The organism is Collinsella aerofaciens, from assembly GCF_015556945.1.
Classification (GTDB): domain Bacteria; phylum Actinomycetota; class Coriobacteriia; order Coriobacteriales; family Coriobacteriaceae; genus Collinsella; species Collinsella aerofaciens_AO.
Genome location: NZ_JADNNH010000022.1, coordinates 1 through 17515 on the forward strand (window position 1 = coordinate 1; position 17515 = coordinate 17515).

At 57.5% G+C, this 17515-nt stretch carries 11 protein-coding genes; 7 read left to right on the forward strand and 4 right to left on the reverse strand.

The genetic code is table 11. The annotated features are described in order from the left end of the window. Nucleotides 1-198 precede the first annotated feature (198 nt). The 3 genes from coaE to uvrB are packed head-to-tail and all read left to right on the forward strand — an operon-like array spanning nt 199 to nt 3706. Complete coding sequence (gene coaE, locus I2F59_RS07125; RefSeq protein ID WP_195503702.1) at nt 199-840, forward strand: dephospho-CoA kinase; 642 nt, start codon at nt 199-201, stop codon at nt 838-840. After that, on the forward strand, nt 833-1414 hold the full coding sequence (locus tag I2F59_RS07130) for a lytic transglycosylase domain-containing protein (protein WP_195503703.1): 582 nt from the start codon (nt 833-835) through the stop codon (nt 1412-1414). Before coaE ends, I2F59_RS07130 begins: the two co-directional genes overlap by 8 nt. Nucleotides 1415-1465: 51 nt before the next feature. Beyond that, nucleotides 1466-3706, forward strand: a complete 2241-nt coding sequence (gene uvrB, locus I2F59_RS07135; protein ID WP_195503704.1) for an excinuclease ABC subunit UvrB — start codon at nt 1466-1468, stop codon at nt 3704-3706. Between the two features lie 65 nt (nt 3707-3771). Here the strand turns inward: uvrB and I2F59_RS07140 are convergent, their stop codons facing one another. From I2F59_RS07140 to I2F59_RS07155, 4 genes are all read right to left on the reverse strand, one after another. Next, on the reverse strand, nt 3772-5412 hold the full coding sequence (locus I2F59_RS07140; RefSeq protein WP_195503705.1) for an NAD(P)/FAD-dependent oxidoreductase: 1641 nt from the start codon (nt 5410-5412) through the stop codon (nt 3772-3774). A gap of 80 nt (nt 5413-5492) precedes the next feature. Further along, nucleotides 5493-6764, reverse strand: a complete 1272-nt coding sequence (locus tag I2F59_RS07145) for an NAD(P)/FAD-dependent oxidoreductase (RefSeq protein ID WP_195503706.1) — start codon at nt 6762-6764, stop codon at nt 5493-5495. After that, nucleotides 6765-7595, reverse strand: a complete 831-nt coding sequence (locus I2F59_RS07150) for an Mrp/NBP35 family ATP-binding protein (protein WP_006236172.1) — start codon at nt 7593-7595, stop codon at nt 6765-6767. It abuts the gene before it with no gap. 145 nt (nt 7596-7740) lie between these two features. Continuing rightward, nucleotides 7741-9894, reverse strand: a complete 2154-nt coding sequence (locus I2F59_RS07155; RefSeq protein WP_195503707.1) for an LTA synthase family protein — start codon at nt 9892-9894, stop codon at nt 7741-7743. A gap of 193 nt (nt 9895-10087) precedes the next feature. On the opposite strand from I2F59_RS07155, the gene uvrA reads away from it, so the two are divergent. The 4 genes from uvrA to uvrC all read left to right on the forward strand — a co-directional run bounded on the left by uvrA (nt 10088) and on the right by uvrC (nt 17234). Next, on the forward strand, nt 10088-12967 hold the full coding sequence (uvrA, locus tag I2F59_RS07160) for an excinuclease ABC subunit UvrA (protein ID WP_195503708.1): 2880 nt from the start codon (nt 10088-10090) through the stop codon (nt 12965-12967). A gap of 133 nt (nt 12968-13100) precedes the next feature. Beyond that, a complete protein-coding gene (gene ybaK, locus I2F59_RS07165) occupies nt 13101-13601 on the forward strand; it encodes a Cys-tRNA(Pro) deacylase (protein WP_195503709.1) in 501 nt (166 codons plus the stop codon). A gap of 105 nt (nt 13602-13706) precedes the next feature. Beyond that, on the forward strand, nt 13707-15287 hold the full coding sequence (gene murJ, locus I2F59_RS07170) for a murein biosynthesis integral membrane protein MurJ (RefSeq protein WP_195503710.1): 1581 nt from the start codon (nt 13707-13709) through the stop codon (nt 15285-15287). A gap of 6 nt (nt 15288-15293) precedes the next feature. Next, entirely contained in the window at nt 15294-17234 is a 1941-nt protein-coding gene (uvrC, locus tag I2F59_RS07175; protein WP_324249586.1) for an excinuclease ABC subunit UvrC, read from the forward strand. Nucleotides 17235-17515: the final 281 nt, after the last annotated feature.

The following is a 17515-nucleotide window of genomic DNA, read 5'->3' on the forward strand; positions in this document are numbered from 1 at the left end:
CTGACCGGTGGACGGCACCGAGCCGTACGCTTGAACTGAGAAGGGGGAGGCCTCGCGGCCTCCCCCTTTTTTGCGTTATATACACGTTGTACTTTGGGACCTAGTTCCCCCGTATGCGCTCTTACTGTTTGGCTGTATTTTGAGTCCTTCTAGTGTATTTGAGCGATAATTACTCGCATTGGCGTTAGGGAGGGCTTGATGTTTACCGTATTTGTCTTGGGCAATATTGCTTCGGGTAAGTCGACTGCCTGCCGCTATTTCGAATCTCGTGGCGCTATGCTAATCGATCTGGATGAGCTTGCAAAATCGCTGTATGTGCCGGGCTCTGATATCGTCAATGCTCTCGCGGATGAATTCGGTTGGGACATTTTGGATGAGGATGGCGGCATTCGCCGCAACATCCTCGCTTCTCGAGCTTTTGCTTCTCCTGATTCGGTCGCACGGCTCAATGGCATTGTGCATCCCGTTCTCATTGAACAGCTTTCGCTTAGGATTCTCGATCCGGTTTGTTGTACGGTTTCGTCTCCCCGTTATCCCTTTGCGGTGGTCGAGGTTTCTGCTCCGACTGGTTTTGAGGATGCATTTGGCTTGGCTGATGAAATTTTGGTCATCAGCGCCCCTTTGTCAGTTCGTCGCGAGCGCGCTATTCAACGTGGCATGGAGCCATCTGATTTCGATGCCCGTTCTGCTTGCCAGCCCGAAGAGTCTGCGCTGTGCAATCTCGCTACAACTGTGATTGACAATGCGGCAGACGATAACTCGCTCTTTGAACAACTGGACGCATGGCTTTCGTGCCATGGGTTCGGGGATGTAGTGGATAAGGAGGAGGCCGATGCCTAAGACACGTTTCCTTACGTGGTATCGCCTTATACCGCTGGCTACCGTTTTTGCCTTCGGCCTTATCTCATTCGTTTACTCGTATGCTCCTGCCGCTTTCTTTAAGCCGCTGTATCCGATTGACTACGAGGCGTATGTAAAGCAATCCAGTATTTCGCATAATCTGGATCCGTATCTGGTGTGCGCTGTCATTAAGTCTGAATCGAATTGGGATTCCGAGGCCGAGTCGAATCAGGGTGCTCAGGGATTGATGCAGCTGATGCCCGAGACTGCCCAGGATATGATCGCCAAAGGCCTTGTCGACGGTGGCGAGTATTCGGCCGACAACCTTAACGATCCGGCTACGAATATCGAGTTTGGCTGTGCGTATCTCTCGTATCTTCTAGCGTATTTTAACGGGTCGACTGACAGTGCCATTGCCGCCTATAACGCCGGCATGGGCAATGTCGACGGATGGGCGCAGCAGAGTACGTCGCTTCATAATGCAATCACCTTTCCCGAGACGCAGGCTTATCTGATCCGCGTCAATAATGCCTGGGTTCGATATAAGACTCTCTATCCCGATCGGTTCGTTTAGGACTAAGCCCACCGCCTGCGTATACTGCAGATGTATGAGTTAGGAGTATCCATGGCGGAATTTGAAGTAGAACGCGTTGGTGGTGAACTTAAGCGCTTTGGCGTTGAGGGCGCTGATGTGCCGTTTAAGGTCGTGTCTCCATACGAGCCCGCTGGTTCCCAGCCTAAGGCCATTGAGTCGCTTGTACGGGGCGTGAGGGACGGAGACCGCTATCAGGTTTTGCTGGGTGTGACTGGTTCGGGTAAGACTTTTACGATGGCCAAAACCATTGAGGCCTTGGGTAAGCCGACCCTTGTCATGGCTCCGAATAAAACGCTCGCCGCTCAGCTTGCGAGCGAGCTCAAAGAGTTCTTTCCCAATAACGCTGTGGTCTACTTCGTCTCGTACTACGACTACTATCAGCCCGAGGCGTATGTGCCACAAAGCGATACATATATCGAGAAAGACTCCTCGATTAACGAAGAGGTCGAGATGCTGCGCCATCAGGCGACCGCGTCACTGCTCTCTCGACGCGATGTGATCGTCGTTGCATCGGTCTCGTGTATCTATGGCATTGGCTCTCCAGAGGACTATGCGGGCCTAGCTCCAAACGTCGACAAGAAGGTGCCGCTCGAGCGCGATGACTTTATCCATGCACTTATCGACATTCAATATGATCGTAATGACTATGACCTGGCACGCGGCACGTTCCGCGTGCGCGGCGATGTTGTCGACGTGTATCCGCCTTATGCCGAGCATCCGTTGCGGTTTGAGTTTTTTGGCGACGAGGTCGAGTTGATTGCCGAGATCGATGAGGTCACCGGTGAGATGCTTCGTGAGTACGAGGCCATCCCCGTATGGCCGGCATCGCACTACGTGACCGAGAAGCCGAAGGTCAAGGCGGCTCTGAAATCGATCAGCGAAGAGTGCGAGAAGCGCGTCGCAGAGCTCAAGGCGACCGACAAGTTGCTCGAGGCGCAGCGTCTGCAGCAGCGCACCGATTATGATCTTGAGATGCTCGAGACGATGGGCTTTTGCAACGGCATCGAGAACTACTCGCGTCATCTGGACGGTCGCAAACCGGGCGAGCCGCCGTTTACCCTAATCGATTACTTTCCCAAGGATATGCTCTGCATCATCGATGAGAGCCATGTGACGGTGCCGCAGATTCGCGGCATGCACGAAGGTGACCGCTCGCGTAAGGTGACGCTGGTGGAACACGGTTTTCGCCTGCCCTCGGCGCTCGATAACCGCCCGCTTCGTTTCGATGAGTTTGAGGCGAGGATTCCCCGGTTCATCTACGTCTCGGCTACGCCGGGCGACTATGAGTTGCGCGTGAGTCAAAACGACGTTGAGCAGATCATTCGTCCGACCGGCCTGCTTGATCCCAAGATCGACGTTCGTCCTGTCCGAGGCCAGATTGACGATCTTGAGGACGAGATTCGCGAGCGCGTGGCCCGCAAGGAGCGCGTGCTGGTGACCACGCTCACCAAGCGCATGGCCGAGGACCTGACCGACCATCTGCTTGATGCCGGCATTAAGGTCAACTACATGCACTCTGATACGGCGACAATGGACCGTGTCGAGATCCTGCGAACGCTGCGCGAAGGCAAGATCGATGTTCTCGTTGGCATCAACCTGCTTCGCGAGGGCTTGGATCTCCCCGAGGTCTCACTGGTGGCAATTCTCGATGCCGATAAGGAAGGCTTCTTGCGCAACCGCCGTTCGCTGATTCAGACGATTGGCCGTGCGGCCCGTAACGCCGATGGCGAAGTCATCATGTATGCAGACGTTGTGACCGATTCGATGAAAGAGGCCATCGAGGAGACGCAGCGCCGTCGTGAGATTCAGATGGCATATAACGAAGAACATGGCATTGTGCCCAAGACAGTGCGCAAGGCCATCAACGACATCTCAAGTTTTATTGCCGAGGCCGAAAAAACCGTGGGCTCCAAGGGACGCTCGAAGGGCGACTCTCTTGGCCATGGCGCATTCTATACGCCCGACGAGTCGGGCGAGGGCGGTGTGCCGGAAACGGTGGCGCCCGAGCAGACACTTGCGGAGCAGTTGGAAGAACTGCCGCATGACGAGCTTGTGCGGATCGTCGAAACCATGGAAGAGGATATGCGTAACGCTTCTGCCGCTATGGACTTTGAGGAGGCGGCGCGCCTGCGCGATGCCGTCGTTCAGATTCGGGCGATGCTCGAGGGTGCGTCTGAGGACGAGACGATCGAGCGCTTACGCTCGCAGGCCCGCAAGGGTTCCACGTTCGCATCGGGCAGAAAACGCCAGGGTGCACGGTTTAAGAAATAGCGAACAGGCCCCGAGTTCTCTGTGGAGCTCGGGGCCTATGTCTTTTGCGCGCTGGAATTTGTGCGTTAGAGGTCTGCGATCAGGGCTTCAGCACAACGGATGCCGTCGGTGGCCGCGCTCATGATGCCGCCGGCATATCCAGCTCCCTCACCACAAGGGTAGAGGCCCGGGGTCGACACGGCATGGCACGTTCGGTCTCGGGTGACAGTGACAGGTGAGCTCGAACGAGTCTCCACGCCGGTAAGAACGGCATCGGGACGGTCGTAGCCTCGTAGCTTTTTTCCGAGTAGGGGAAGTCCCAGGCGGAGCGACTCGACGATATGCTGCGGCAGGGCTTCGTCAATTGCCGTCCAGGTCACACCGAGCGGATAGGTGGGCTTTACCTTTCCGGGCGCCTTGCTGGCGCGTCCTGCGAGGAAATCTCCGACGAGCTGTGCCGGTGCGTTCCAGTTGGAGCCGCCCAGGCGATAGGCGGCCGCCTCGCAGGCACGCTGGAGCTCGATGCCGGCGAGCGGGTCATCGTTGGGAAGGTCCTCAGGCGTGACGTTAACGAGCAAGGCGGCATTTGCGTTGCGTCCGTCGCGGGCATTGAGGCTAGCGCCGTTGACGCACAGGTGGCCCTGCTCGGAAGAGGCGGCGACAACCTGTCCGCCGGGGCACATGCAAAACGAGAACACGCTGCGGCCGTTGGGAAGATGGGCAACAAGTTTGTAAGGGGCCGCCCCGAGCGCTGGATGTCCCGCCAAGGCTCCATATTGGGCTCGATCGATGTCGCGCTGCGGATGCTCGATGCGAACGCCCATGGCAAAGGTCTTTTGTGCGAGGGCCACGTTGTGGTCCTTAAGGAGCTCAAAAATATCGCGAGCAGAATGCCCGCAGGCGAGGATGAGGTGCTTTGTCTCGATTGGCTCGCAAGCGGCGTCTTGGGACGATTGGACATCAATACCGGTAATGGCGCCAGACGCGTCGATGTGAATGTCGACGAGCTTTGTTCGATAACGGACGACACCTCCGAGCTGCTCGATGCGCTGGGATATAGCGGTGACAACCGTGGGAAGGATGTCGGAGCCAATGTGCGGCTTGGCATCCCACAGAATATCGCGGGGCGCGCCCGCCTCGACGAAGGTTTCGAGGATAAGGCGATGGGCGGGATTTTTGGTTCCCGTATTGAGCTTGCCGTCCGAGAAGGTCCCCGCGCCGCCCAGGCCAAACTGGATATTGCTCTCGGGGTCGAGGATGCGCTCCTTTAGAAAGAGGTCGATCGCCTGCGAGCGGCGAAATGCCGGGTCGCCGCGCTCGATAAGCAAGGGCTTAAGACCTGCTTCGGCGAGCGTGAGCGCAGCGAAAAGGCCGGCGCATCCGGCGCCGACAACGACGGGGCGCTCTTTGGATGCGTCGGAAATGGGGGAGGGGAATGAAGGCTCATCGTCTTCTATCGCGCGTACGAGCGAGCGGTCACGTTCGGAAACGCTGTCGACCGCTTCTCGCTCGAGGTGGGGACTGGTCAGCTCAACACGAAAGCTCAGGATAAAATGGACGTCTCGTTTTTTGCGAGCGTCGATTGACTTGCGGTGGAGCTCGATGGACTTGATCTCGGAGTCCTTGCAACGTAGGACGCGCTTGGCGACTCGCTTGCCAACAATGAGGCAGGCATTTTCATCGCCGGCTTCATCGAGCGAAGCGTTGACTTGGGTGATTTCGATCATCGAGGTCTCCTTAGAGGCAAGAAAGAGGCCGTCCGGTATCCCAGACGGCCCGAATGCGTTTTTGATTATAGACTGCGCGGCTACAGGCTGCTTGCAGCGCGAATGCCCGAGAGCCATGCCCACGCAAGGTTAAAGCCTCCGCAATCGGCGTCGATGTCGAGCGCTTCGCCGCAGACGTAAAGCGGGGCGTCGACAACGCTGCGCGCGCGCAGACTGGGTGTTGAGATACTCTCGACAGATACGCCACCACGCGTGACCTGTGCCGAGCGCTCCTCGGCGGTTCCTTCGACGAGCAGCTTAAAGTGCTTGAGGATCGAGACCAGGTGGATGACATCGTTGGAGCCTGGATGGCACTGCTCGAACGCTGTGCAGACGACGCGGGAGAGTTGCGGGGCAAGCATACCGTCGAGCCAACGGGGATCGCGGGGCGAAAAGCCGCCGAGCAGCTCAACGCGCCGGTTAAGCATATCGAGCAACTCGTCTTTAGAGAGGTCGGGGAAAACGTCGAGCAGGATCGTATCGCCGCGCTGGATACGACGGGAGAGGTTGAAGACAGCGACGCCCGAGATACCGAAGGTTCGAAACAGGACTTCACCGTCTTCGTGCCAGAGCTCATTATGATTGCGGGCGAGCGTCAAGCGGGCGCGGACGCGCAGGCCATCCAACGTCTTGAGTGCCGCCCGATCGCCGACGACCGTTGCCGATACGGGGCAGAGGATGGGGCGCAGCGAAGTGAGGGGGAGGCGAAACGTATCGGCGATACCGGTGGGGTTGCCACCCGTGGCGATAATTACGGCATGTGCCTCCAGGGCCTCGTTCTTGCGAGGGACATCGGCGAGCGCTTTCCGAAGCGAGCGGAGCTCCGATTTTCGGTCGTCGTGCTTTTTTGCCTTGAGCGCCCGCGCTGGACGGTCTATTTGGAGTGCCCAGCCTTCGGAAGCTTTGTGTGCCGAGGCAACGTTGGCTCCGCAGATTAAGGTGATACCCAGGCGGTCGCAAACATTGAGAAGTGCGTCGCGCACCGATTCGGCGCGAAGGGAGCGCGGGTACAGCCGGCCTTCCTCGGAGGTTGTCATGATGCCCAGCGAGGAGAAGAAACCCATAAGCTCTTGTTCGGGTTGGGGGCCCATGACAGATTCGACGAATGCGGGGTGGTTATACCGCTGAGGATCAATCGATTCGTTGGAGAGGTTGCAGCGGCCGTTACCGGTCGCAAGGAGCTTAAGGCCGCAGGCGACATCGCGCTCAACGATGCAGACGCTTTTGCCAGCACGTGCGGCCGTAATGGCGGCGGCGAGGCTTGAAGCCCCGCCGCCGATTACCAGGACGTCATAGAAGGCGCTCGTGTTCACTTAGGCCTCGTCGGTCTCGTGCGGGGTAATAGCCTCGACGGCAGAGACTGCCTTGGGCAACATGCCATCGGGCAGCGCGGTCTCGACCTCGCCCTTATCGCAGGCCTCGGCGAGTGCCGGATTAATGGGAAGCGTGCCCAAGATGTCGAGGTTATAGCGCTCTGCGACCTCGGGGAGCTTGCTCTTGCCAAAGACCTCGATCTTCTTGCCGCAGTCGGGGCACTCAATATAGCTCATGTTCTCGACGATGCCCAGAATGGGGACGTTCATCTTCTCGGCCATGTTGACCGCCTTGGCGACGATCATCGAGACCAGATCCTGCGGGCTCGTGACGATGACGATGCCGTCGACGGGCAGTGACTGGAAGACGGTGAGTGCGACGTCGCCTGTTCCCGGAGGCATGTCGACCAGCAGGTAGTCGATGGGGCCCCACGAGGTCTCGCTCCAGAACTGCCTGATGGCGCCTGCGATGACCGGACCGCGCCAAAGTACGGGGTCGGTCTCGTTTTGGAGCAGAAGGTTGGAGCTCATGACCTTGACGCCGTGCTCGGAGATTTCAGGCAGCATGAGGTTGCCAAGGGCATGGACGTGGCGTCCGCTCATACCGAACATCTTGGGGATAGAGGGACCGGTGATGTCGGCATCGAGGACGCCGACCTTGTGGCCGTGACGGGCAAGCTCGGTGGCGATGGCACCGGTGACAAACGACTTGCCGACACCGCCCTTGCCGGAAAGCACGGCGATGACGCGTTTGACCTCGGACAGCGTATTCTCCTCAAATTGCGACGGCGACGTTTGTCCGCCGGCGGCCTGTGCGTGCTCGCAACCCATGTATGACTCCTTTGTATATGTTGGGGCCGGGGCCCCGTGATGTGACACGAGCGTCATTGTACCCTCGTTTGCGAGCGGGAGTCATTTACGATGCATTTGGGCCGAGCGTGCTTGCAATACGATGGGTCCAAGCGAATGGGCGGGCTTACTGAACTTTGCTGGCGAACTCGAGGTATTGCATGCGCTGCAGCTTGTCGATCGTCGAGGCGTATGGGCTGTCTTCAGATTCCAAGTCGTAGCGCAGCCCGTCGGCACCAAGGTAGCCGGCGACATTGATGGTGGGCACATCTGACCTTGTTGCAAGCAGGGCCTTTTGATAGTCGGTGAGCGGGGCGCCGATCTTATTAAGGGTAATGGCTGCAACCTCGTTTGCCCCGACGGTGTCGTAGACGTTGAGCTCGGTATTGCCGGCGATTTCATAGTTAGCCCAGACAAAATATGTCGACTGATAGATACGGAAAGCGTGGCTTGCCGTATCTTCCTGAGGGTACAGCTCGTCGTTGAGAGTCGTTGCGGCGCTCGGCTGATGGTCGCCAAAAAAGACAAGAACAACCGGTCTGCCGATATTGCGGAGCTCGTTGATAAAGTACTCGAGGTCCCGGTCGGATGCGTTGATGCAGGTGAGATAGGTGTTGAGCGCGCTATTGGCGCCCTCGCTGGCTCCCTCGACCCAATAGTTTGTCAGCTCTTCGGCGGGAACGGTGCCATAGTCGTAGCCGCCGTGATTTTGCATCGTGACATCGAAGATGAACTGCGGAGCGTCGTCGGTCCTCAGCAGGTCGAGTATCTTGTCATAGGTGGCGTAGTCGCATACGCCGGCATGGTAACAGGGCGCACCTTCGAAATCGCCGATCGAAAGAAAGTCTCCAAAGCCCAGCTGCTGATAGATTTTATCTCGATGGTAGTTGACGGGGTTTTGCGGGTGCATGGCGGTAGCGGTATACCCAAGCTCTTTAAGGTCCCTTGCCAGGCTGTTGACGCCATTCATCTGATACAGCTGATAGGGGATCTTGCCTAATCCGACAAAGGCCGTTGTCGCTCCGGTCAAAAATTCGAATTCGGAGTTTGCCGTTCCGCCACCGGTGACCGAAGCGAGCATGGTGCCGCGAACAAGTGTGTCGGGAAGCGAGTTGTAGAATGCGGGGCCGGTGTACCCGGCCGCCTGGAGCTGCTCAAAGCACGAAAGGTCGCTAAAACTCTCGTTCATGACGGCAACAATCGTCGGCTTGATTTCATTGAACTGGGCAACGGCCGCCGCGCGCTGCTCGCTCGAGCCATACGTGCTGTCGTAGGTGGCGGCGAGCTCCTGCTCGATGCTCTGCGCCTCATCGGGCGTATAGTCTTCGGGCTTCTCAATGGGCAACTCGTTGACCATTTCAGTGAACGAAGTGATAAAACCCTGAGACGCATACGTGGTGATGGGCTGCCAACGGTCAAATCCAAAATTCAGCGCCTGCTCCAAGTCGATGCTGGAAAAGCCCGAGAGCCCCACAACGGTCACTAGCAGAAAAGCGCAGAGGTTAGCGGCGATTGCGGGGAAGACATGGGTGGGCGTACGGAGCTTTCTCGGTCGGATAAGCGAAAGAAGCCCCAGGGAAATCTCCAGCAGGGCTAGAGAGGTTACGATTCCGGCGGTAAAGGTAAACTCGTATCCCTCGCTCACTTCCATTGCGGTGCCAAGGGCCAAGATATCGCTTGGCAGGATGGCCTCGCCTTTAAACGTTATGACGAAGTGCTCGGCAATGCCAAGGATGCAACAGGCGACGGGCACGAGGGCCATGACGCCTCCATGACGCTGTCCCAGCAAATAAAGGGAGAGCAGAACCGTCGCGAGCAGCCCGACGGAAAACCCGAATGAGTTGGCGGGAATGCGATAGAACGTTTCGTTGCAGGCAATTTCGAGTGAAACGAACGAGAGCGCTGAAACAGCGGCGATGACAAGGATGTCACGGCAAATACAGGCAACCGTTCCCGTCGCAAGATCGGTTTGGTCGATAAGTCCCGAAACCAAGGGCTCGACAAGAAGTATGACGGCGGCAGCACCGAGCGCCGAATAAGAAAGGACCCATAGGGAACTGTCCTCATTTACGAGCAATTGATTCGTAATCCATGCAGCTACCATGCCGAGCGGGATGAGGAGCGTCGCGCACCAAAAGACGCGGGCAATGGGTGGCTTTTCATTGTGTTTGATTGAAAAATACACGCGCACGACGACGGTGGCCACGATAAGGACGGCGATGAATATGGGCAGATTGGCCATGTCACTCGAAGTGATTTCAAGGGGGATATCTTCGGTCATGGACGTTCCTCTGTTACGGCAAATTAAGTTCAGTATTAGATTACTGTAACCTTTCCACGGCATTTCGAGAAACAAAGCGCCCGATACGCAAAGCTAAAGGTCTGCGAATCTTGTATTACGAACATCTGTGCGCGTCGAGTGCGCTAAACTCATCGACAGTATGATTCGATGCAATAGGAGGCAAGGAGCTTCCATGTCTGATTCTTCTATCATTATTCGCGGCGCTCGTGAGCACAACCTCCGTGATATCGATGTTTCCATTCCGCGTGACCAACTCGTGGTCATTACCGGTCTTTCTGGCTCGGGCAAGAGTTCGCTGGCATTTGACACTATCTATGCCGAGGGCCAGCGTCGATACGTCGAGAGTCTTTCGAGCTATGCGCGCCAGTTCTTGGGCCAGATGGACAAACCCGACTTGGATTCAATCGACGGCCTTTCGCCGGCGGTGTCGATCGACCAAAAGACGACGTCTAAAAACCCTCGCTCTACGGTTGGCACCGTAACCGAGATTTATGACTATCTGCGCCTGCTGTTCGCCCGTGTGGGCACCCCGCACTGTCCCGAATGCGGCCGCGTCATTGAGCGCCAGACGACCGACCAGGTTGCCGACAAGGTCTTGGCGGCGGGGGAGGGCCGCCGCGCGTTTGTGCTGGCACCGGTGGTGCGCGGGCGAAAAGGCGAGTACACCAAACTGTTTGAGGACCTTCGCGCCGAGGGCTTTAGCCGCGTGCGTGTCGACGGTGAAGTGCGCTCGTTCGACGATCCGATCGATCTGGATAAGAAATTCAAGCACGATATCGAGGTCGTAGTCGATCGCATCGTGATCCGTGAGAATTCTCTGGGCCGTATCGCCGAGTCTGTTGAACAGGCCACTGCCTTGGCGCACGGCAATGTAAACGTGTACATGCTGCCCGATCGCGATGCTCCCGAGGGGACCGAGGGCGAACTGCTGGAGTATTCGTTGGCCTTGGCGTGCCCGGAGCATGGACACTCCATTGACGATCTTCAGCCGCGTGATTTTTCGTTCAACGCTCCCTATGGCGCATGTCCTGAGTGCGACGGCCTGGGCTTTAAGAAAACCGTTGATGCCGAGGCGCTGATTGAGGACCCCTCGAAGTCCATTGCCGACGGAGTCTTTGGTAGCCTGTTTGGCAATTCGAACTACTATCCGCAGATTTTTGCTGCGGTCTGCAAACACTTTAAGGTGAGCGCCGATACGCCGTGGGAGGACTTGCCCCCTCGCGTGCGTCGTGCATTCTTGGATGGCCTGGGCGATACGAAGATCTCGGTCGACTACCAAAAGCTCGACGGACGTCGTAGCCAGTGGGATACAAAGTTTTCGGGCGTTCGCAACATCCTGTACGAACGCTATGCCGAGACGACGAACGAGAACACCAAGGCGCGCCTGGAGAAGTACATTCGCGAGGAACCGTGCTCGAGCTGCCACGGCGCTCGTTTGCGCCCTGAGATGCTCGCCGTCACCGTGGGCGGCAAGTCCATTTACGAGGTTTGTTGCCTGTCGTGCCGTGAGTCGCTCGAGTTTTTTGAGGGCTTGGAACTTACCGAGCGTCAACGGTTTATCGGCGGCCGTATCGTCAAGGAAATCCTGGAGCGCTTGCGTTTTCTGGTCGATGTTGGACTCGACTATCTGACGCTCGATCGTGCCTCGGCGACGCTTTCCGGTGGCGAGGCACAGCGTATTCGACTGGCAACGCAGATCGGCGCGGGTCTCATGGGCGTGCTCTATATTCTGGATGAGCCCTCGATCGGTCTTCATCAGCGTGACAACGAGCGCCTGATCAAGACGCTCGAGCGCCTGCGCGATATCGGCAATACCGTTATCGTCGTCGAACACGACGAGGATACAATCCGTGCCGCCGACTACGTGATCGACATGGGGCCCGGCGCCGGCGTCAACGGCGGACACGTAGTCGCGGCGGGAACGCCTGCCGATATCATGGCGTGTCCTGAGTCGATGACGGGCGCTTATCTGACCGGCAAACGAATGATCCGGGTGCCTGATGAACGGCGCAAACCCGGTCGCGGCTGCCTTAAAATTACGGGCGCTCGAGCCAACAACCTCAAAAACGTTACTGCCAAGATCGAGTTTGGTACGCTTACGGTTGTTACCGGCGTGTCGGGATCGGGCAAGAGCTCCCTAGTTACCGACACCATTGCGCCTGCCCTTACGAATGCCATTCACCGCTCGACGCGCCCTGTGGGTCCGTATAAGAAAATCGAGGGCATCGAGTGTATCGATAAGGTTATCGATATCGACCAGTCGCCGATTGGCCGCACGCCGCGTTCCAACCCTGCTACCTATATCGGCCTGTGGGATGATCTTCGCGCACTGTTTGCGAGTACGCCGGAGTCGAAGGCGCGCGGCTACTCGCCAGGTCGTTTCTCCTTTAATGTGAGTGGCGGGCGCTGTGAGGCGTGCAAGGGCGACGGACAGATCAAGATCGAGATGCACTTCCTTCCCGATATCTACGTTCCCTGTGAAGTTTGCGGCGGTAAACGCTACAACCGCGAGACACTCGAGGTCACCTATCGTGGCAAGACCATCTCGGACGTGCTCGACATGAGCGTTACCGAGGCGCTGGCCTTCTTTGGGAATATCCCGCAGATTAAGCGCAAGCTCCAGACGCTGTACGATGTAGGCTTGGGCTACGTGAGCCTGGGCCAGCCCGCCACGACGCTTTCGGGCGGCGAGGCGCAGCGTGTAAAGCTCGCCAAGGAGCTTCATCGACGCCAGACGGGCAAGACGTTCTATATTTTGGACGAGCCGACGACCGGCCTTCATTTTGAGGACGTCCGCCAGCTGCTCGATGTACTGCAGCGCTTGGTCGATGCGGGCAACACGGTGCTGGTGATTGAACACAACCTTGATGTCATCAAGGTTGCCGACCGCCTGATCGATATGGGTCCCGAGGGCGGTAACGGCGGCGGAACCGTCGTGGTCTCAGGCACGCCGGAGCAAGTCGCGGCATGTTCGCAGAGCTACACGGGCAAGTTCTTGGCGCCGTTGCTCAAGCGTGACCGTGAGCGTCAGGCGCAGCTCGACGCACAGTAAAGAGATGTTGTAGCACCGACGCGCCACCGATTCCTTCTGATTCGGTGGCGCTTCTGTGTGTCGAGATGGCATATGCGGCGGAATTGGCCCTATACTTAATCCTTACATCGCTCTGCGGGGGAAAGGATGTGCCATGGCAAAGGCTGTTAAGACGTCAAAAACCAATGCGATGCGCGAGCTGGAAAGCGCCGGCATTTCCTATGTTCTACATACGTACGAAGACGATGGCGATGAGTCGGTGGGCCTGGGGGTCGCGATTTCGGAGCAGCTTGGCGAGGAGCCCGGTCAAGGATTTAAGACTTTGGTCTGTGTGACACCGTCCAACGACCATGTCGTGTGCTGCATTCCCGTTGCCGACGAGCTCGACCTCAAGGCCGCCGCGCGCGCCGCAGGCGAAAAGTCGCTGACCATGATGCATGTCAAAGATTTGCTTGCCGCGACGGGGTATGTCCGCGGCGGTTGCAGTCCGGTCGGTATGAAAAAACGCTTCCGGACTCTGATTGATGAGACATGTATCCTTTGGGATACCATTTTTATCTCGGGCGGCAAGCGCGGCTATCAGCTTGAGCTTGCTCCCGATGACTTAGTTGCATTTTGCGGGGCGACGGTTGCCCCGATCACGAGAGAGGACTGAGCGATGCCGCAGGAAGAATCAAAGCGCGGAGCTCATTTTGCAAAAGAATCTGCGCCTCAGACACCCTCATCCGAAGCTTCTTCGTCGCGAGATGACACTGACGACATGGGCTCGTCGGACTACTCCACGGTTGGTCGTTCCGCTGGGCTTATGACCATTCTGACCATCGTGTCTCGCGTTACCGGTTTTATCCGCACGTGGGCAATGGCGGCCGCTATCGGCATGTCGCTACTCTCGTCCTCCTATCAGGTCGCCAACAACCTGCCCAATATGCTCTACGAACTCGTGATGGGCGGCATGCTCGTGACGGCGTTTTTGCCCGTGTACATGGGCGTGAGGCGTGAGCAGGGTCGCGAGGCCTCAAACGAGTACGTGGGCAACCTGCTTGGCATTCTACTTTTGGTGCTGGGTGGCATTTCGTTGCTGGGGACCGTGTTCGCCCCGGGCTTTATCTGGACGCAATCGTTCCTTTCGGGTGACGGCGGCAGCATGGATACCGCTGCGTTCATGTTCCGTTTCTTTGCCATCCAGATTCTGTTTTATGGTTTGGGCTCGGTGTTTTCGGGCGTTCTCAACGCACACCGCGACTACTTCTGGTCGACGTTTGCCCCGGTCCTCAACAATGTGATCGTCATTGCGAGCTTTATGGGTTTTGCGCCCGTGTCCGCACAGTTTGGTGAACGTGCCGGCATCATCTTGATTGCGGCCGGTACGACCCTCGGTGTTTTTGTTCAGATGGCATGTCAGATCCCCGCGCTTGGCAAGCACGGCGTGCATCCCCATATCCATATCGACTTTAAGGACCCCGCGCTGCGCCAGACGATTGCGCTCGGTATCCCGACGCTGCTCGCCACGGTGTGCATGTTTGTCTCGACTTCTATCACCAACGCTGCCGCGCTGGTGGTCCAGCCCGAGACTGGTCCTTCCGTCATCGCCTATGCGCGCCTGTGGTACACGCTGCCCTACGCGCTGATTGCCGCCTCGCTTTCGACGGCGCTCTATACCGAGCTCTCTCACGACGCACAGGAGAAGGATTACGACAGCGTTCGCACGGGCATTTCGCGTGGCGTCGCCCAGATGCTGTTCTTCCTGATTCCGTTCGCGCTGTACCTGATTGTCTTCGCGCGTCCGCTCAACTTGATTTACTGTGCCGGCAAGTTTGATGAGTCCGGCGTGGCGCTGGTGTCCGAGTTCCTTGTCTACCTGGCGTTCTCGCTGCCGCTCTACGGCGTGGTCGTGTTGATGCAGAAGAGCTTCTCTGCCTTGCTCGACATGAAGCCCTATAGCCGCTATTGCCTGTATTCCGCCATCGGCCAGGCCGGCTCGGTTCTGCTGTTTGGCGTTGTGCTGGGCTTCGGTATGCCGGCAATTGCGCTTTCGTATGTCGTCGACTACGTGATCTTGGTCGGTTGTTCGCTGTGGTGGCTGCGTCGTCGTCTGCGTGGTCTTCAGGTCAAATCTATCCTGCATGGCGGTTTCTTTGGCCTTTTGCTCGGTGGCCTGGGTGCTGCCGCAGGCGCCGGCGTCATGCGGGCGCTTGAGCACTTTGTCGGCGCACTTGGCGGCTCGATTCTGATTACTCTTGGCTACGTTTGCATTGCCGGTGTCGTCTCGCTTGCTGTTACCTTTGGCCTTGCCGTCGTCCTTAAGATGCCCGAGGTCTCGGCGCTGCTTCGTCGCAAGTAGGTGCGTGTGGCAGGTCACGACAACATTCCAACACTTGCCGAGCAGGTTTCGCGCGTTCCCACGCAACCCGGCTGCTACCTTTGGAAAGATGCCAAGGGCGATGTCATCTATGTGGGCAAGGCAAAAAACTTGCGTGCCCGTATGCGTCAATACGTGACGCTGCAGGACGAGCGTCAAAAGATCCCGCTCATGATGCAGCTGGTGGCGAGCTTCGACTATATCGTGGTGGAGACCGAGCACGAGGCATTGGTGCTCGAGCGCAATCTGATCGGCCAGTACCATCCGTACTTCAACGTCGACCTTAAGGACGATAAAAGCTATCCCTTTATCGCCATCACTAAAAGCGATCTATTTCCCGCTATTAAATACACGCGCGAGCGCCATAAGCCCGGCACGCGCTATTTTGGCCCCTATACCGATAGTCGTGCGGCGCGTGAGACCATCGATACGCTACGCAAGGTCATTCCTATTTGCTCGGCATCCTGTGCGGAATGGCGCCGCTGCCGCCGCATCGTCGAATCTCATAAGGGCGAAGAAGACATCGTCAATATGATTTGCGCGCAAAACGGGCGTCCCTGTTTTGACTACCATGTCGGGCGCGGGCCGGGCGCATGCGTCGGCGCGATTTCCCCTGCCGACTATGCCAAGAACGTCAAGCGTGTCGAACGTTTCTTGTCGGGCCATCGCAAGGATGTCGTCGACGAGCTTACGTCCGAGATGACGGAGGCAGCCGAGACGCTCGATTTTGAACGTGCGGCGCGCGTCAAGCGTCGCCTGGAAGTCATTAGGGGCCTGGACGATCGCCAACAGGTCGTTTTTCCATCGAGCGTCGATATCGACGTCATCGGCTTCTATCGCGAAGAGACTATCTCTGCCGCCTGTGTCTTTGTCGTTCGCGAGGGCCGAACGGTTCGAACTTGTGAGTTCATCCTCGATAAAGGCCTGGATGTCGACGAGGAAGAGCTTCAATCGGGCTTTCTTAAGCGCTATTACGACGAGACGGCCGATATTCCAGCTGAGATAAACCTCTCTGTCGAGCTTGAGGATGCAGAGGCGCTGGGGGAGTGGCTTGCAGGCAAGCGCGAGCGTTCCTGCCATCTCCATAGGCCGCAGCGTGGCGAAAAGCACCGTTTGCTCGATATGGCATCCAAAAATGCGCGCCATGCCCTCATGCGCTACATGATGCGAACGGGGTACGCTGACGACCGCACCAATCAAGCGCTCCTGGAGCTCGAAAGCGCGCTGGCGCTGCCGGCGCCGCCGATGCGTATCGAGTGCTTCGATATCTCGACGCTGCACGGAACCTTTACCGTCGCCTCGATGGTGGTGTTTACCAACGGACGCGCCGACAAGAGCCAGTACCGTCGTTTTAAAATTCAGGCCGAATTGGACGAGGCAAACGACTTCGTGTCGATGTTCGAGGTTTTGGGACGACGCTATGCTCCCGAGCGCATGGCCGACGAGCGCTTTGGCTCGCGCCCCGATTTGCTCGTTGTCGATGGCGGTAAGCCGCAATTGACCGCTGCGATCAAGCAACTTGAGGCTCTTGGGCTCGATATACCAGTTTGTGGCTTGGCAAAGGCCGATGAGGAGGTTTTCGTGCCTTGGGACGAGACTCCCGTCGTGCTTCCGACCGGATCCGCGTCGCTCTATCTAATTAAACAGGTGCGCGATGAATCGCACCGTTTTGCAATCACATTCCATCGTGAGTTGCGCGATAAAGCCATGACAGTTTCGGTACTCGATGACGTTCCAGGCGTGGGACCCACCAGAAAACGTGCCCTTATGCGCCATTTTGGCTCGATGAAGCGTTTGCGCGCGGCGAGCGAGCAAGAGATCGCGGAAGTTCGCGGCATACCTGCCGATGTTGCCAAGGCGGTCCACGAGGCGCTCGTTGCGTGGAATGCCGAGCGCGCCGAGGCGGCGGCTGGCCATTCCGATAGCTAAACACGGGCCTAAACTTCTGATATACATGATTGCGTGATTTTCAACCATTTATTTCGCCATGATTGCATGCTGGTTTCGGGTTTTATTAACGCTAAAACGTTTGACTAGTCATTGTGAACAACCCTGCTATCCTGCGGGTTGACGAAGACTGATATCTCACCTCGCCGATACATACTGTCTGGCGAATCGTTTGTCAACGAATTCGGTGAACGGTAGTAAATACCGTTCAAGCGGATGTATGTATCGGTCGCCGAGCGCGGCACCTCAGTTGGGTTCGTCGG

Coding starts and splice junctions, on each gene's coding strand:
- I2F59_RS07130 (WP_195503703.1), top strand. CDS start 833: ATGCCTAAGACACGTTTCCTTACGTGGTATCGCCTTATACCGCTGGCT.
- murJ (WP_195503710.1), top strand. CDS start 13,707: ATGGGCTCGTCGGACTACTCCACGGTTGGTCGTTCCGCTGGGCTTATG.
- I2F59_RS07155 (WP_195503707.1), bottom strand. CDS start 9,894: ATGACCGAAGATATCCCCCTTGAAATCACTTCGAGTGACATGGCCAAT.
- uvrA (WP_195503708.1), top strand. CDS start 10,088: ATGTCTGATTCTTCTATCATTATTCGCGGCGCTCGTGAGCACAACCTC.
- ybaK (WP_195503709.1), top strand. CDS start 13,101: ATGGCAAAGGCTGTTAAGACGTCAAAAACCAATGCGATGCGCGAGCTG.
- coaE (WP_195503702.1), top strand. CDS start 199: ATGTTTACCGTATTTGTCTTGGGCAATATTGCTTCGGGTAAGTCGACT.
- uvrB (WP_195503704.1), top strand. CDS start 1,466: ATGGCGGAATTTGAAGTAGAACGCGTTGGTGGTGAACTTAAGCGCTTT.
- I2F59_RS07150 (WP_006236172.1), bottom strand. CDS start 7,595: ATGGGTTGCGAGCACGCACAGGCCGCCGGCGGACAAACGTCGCCGTCG.
- I2F59_RS07140 (WP_195503705.1), bottom strand. CDS start 5,412: ATGATCGAAATCACCCAAGTCAACGCTTCGCTCGATGAAGCCGGCGAT.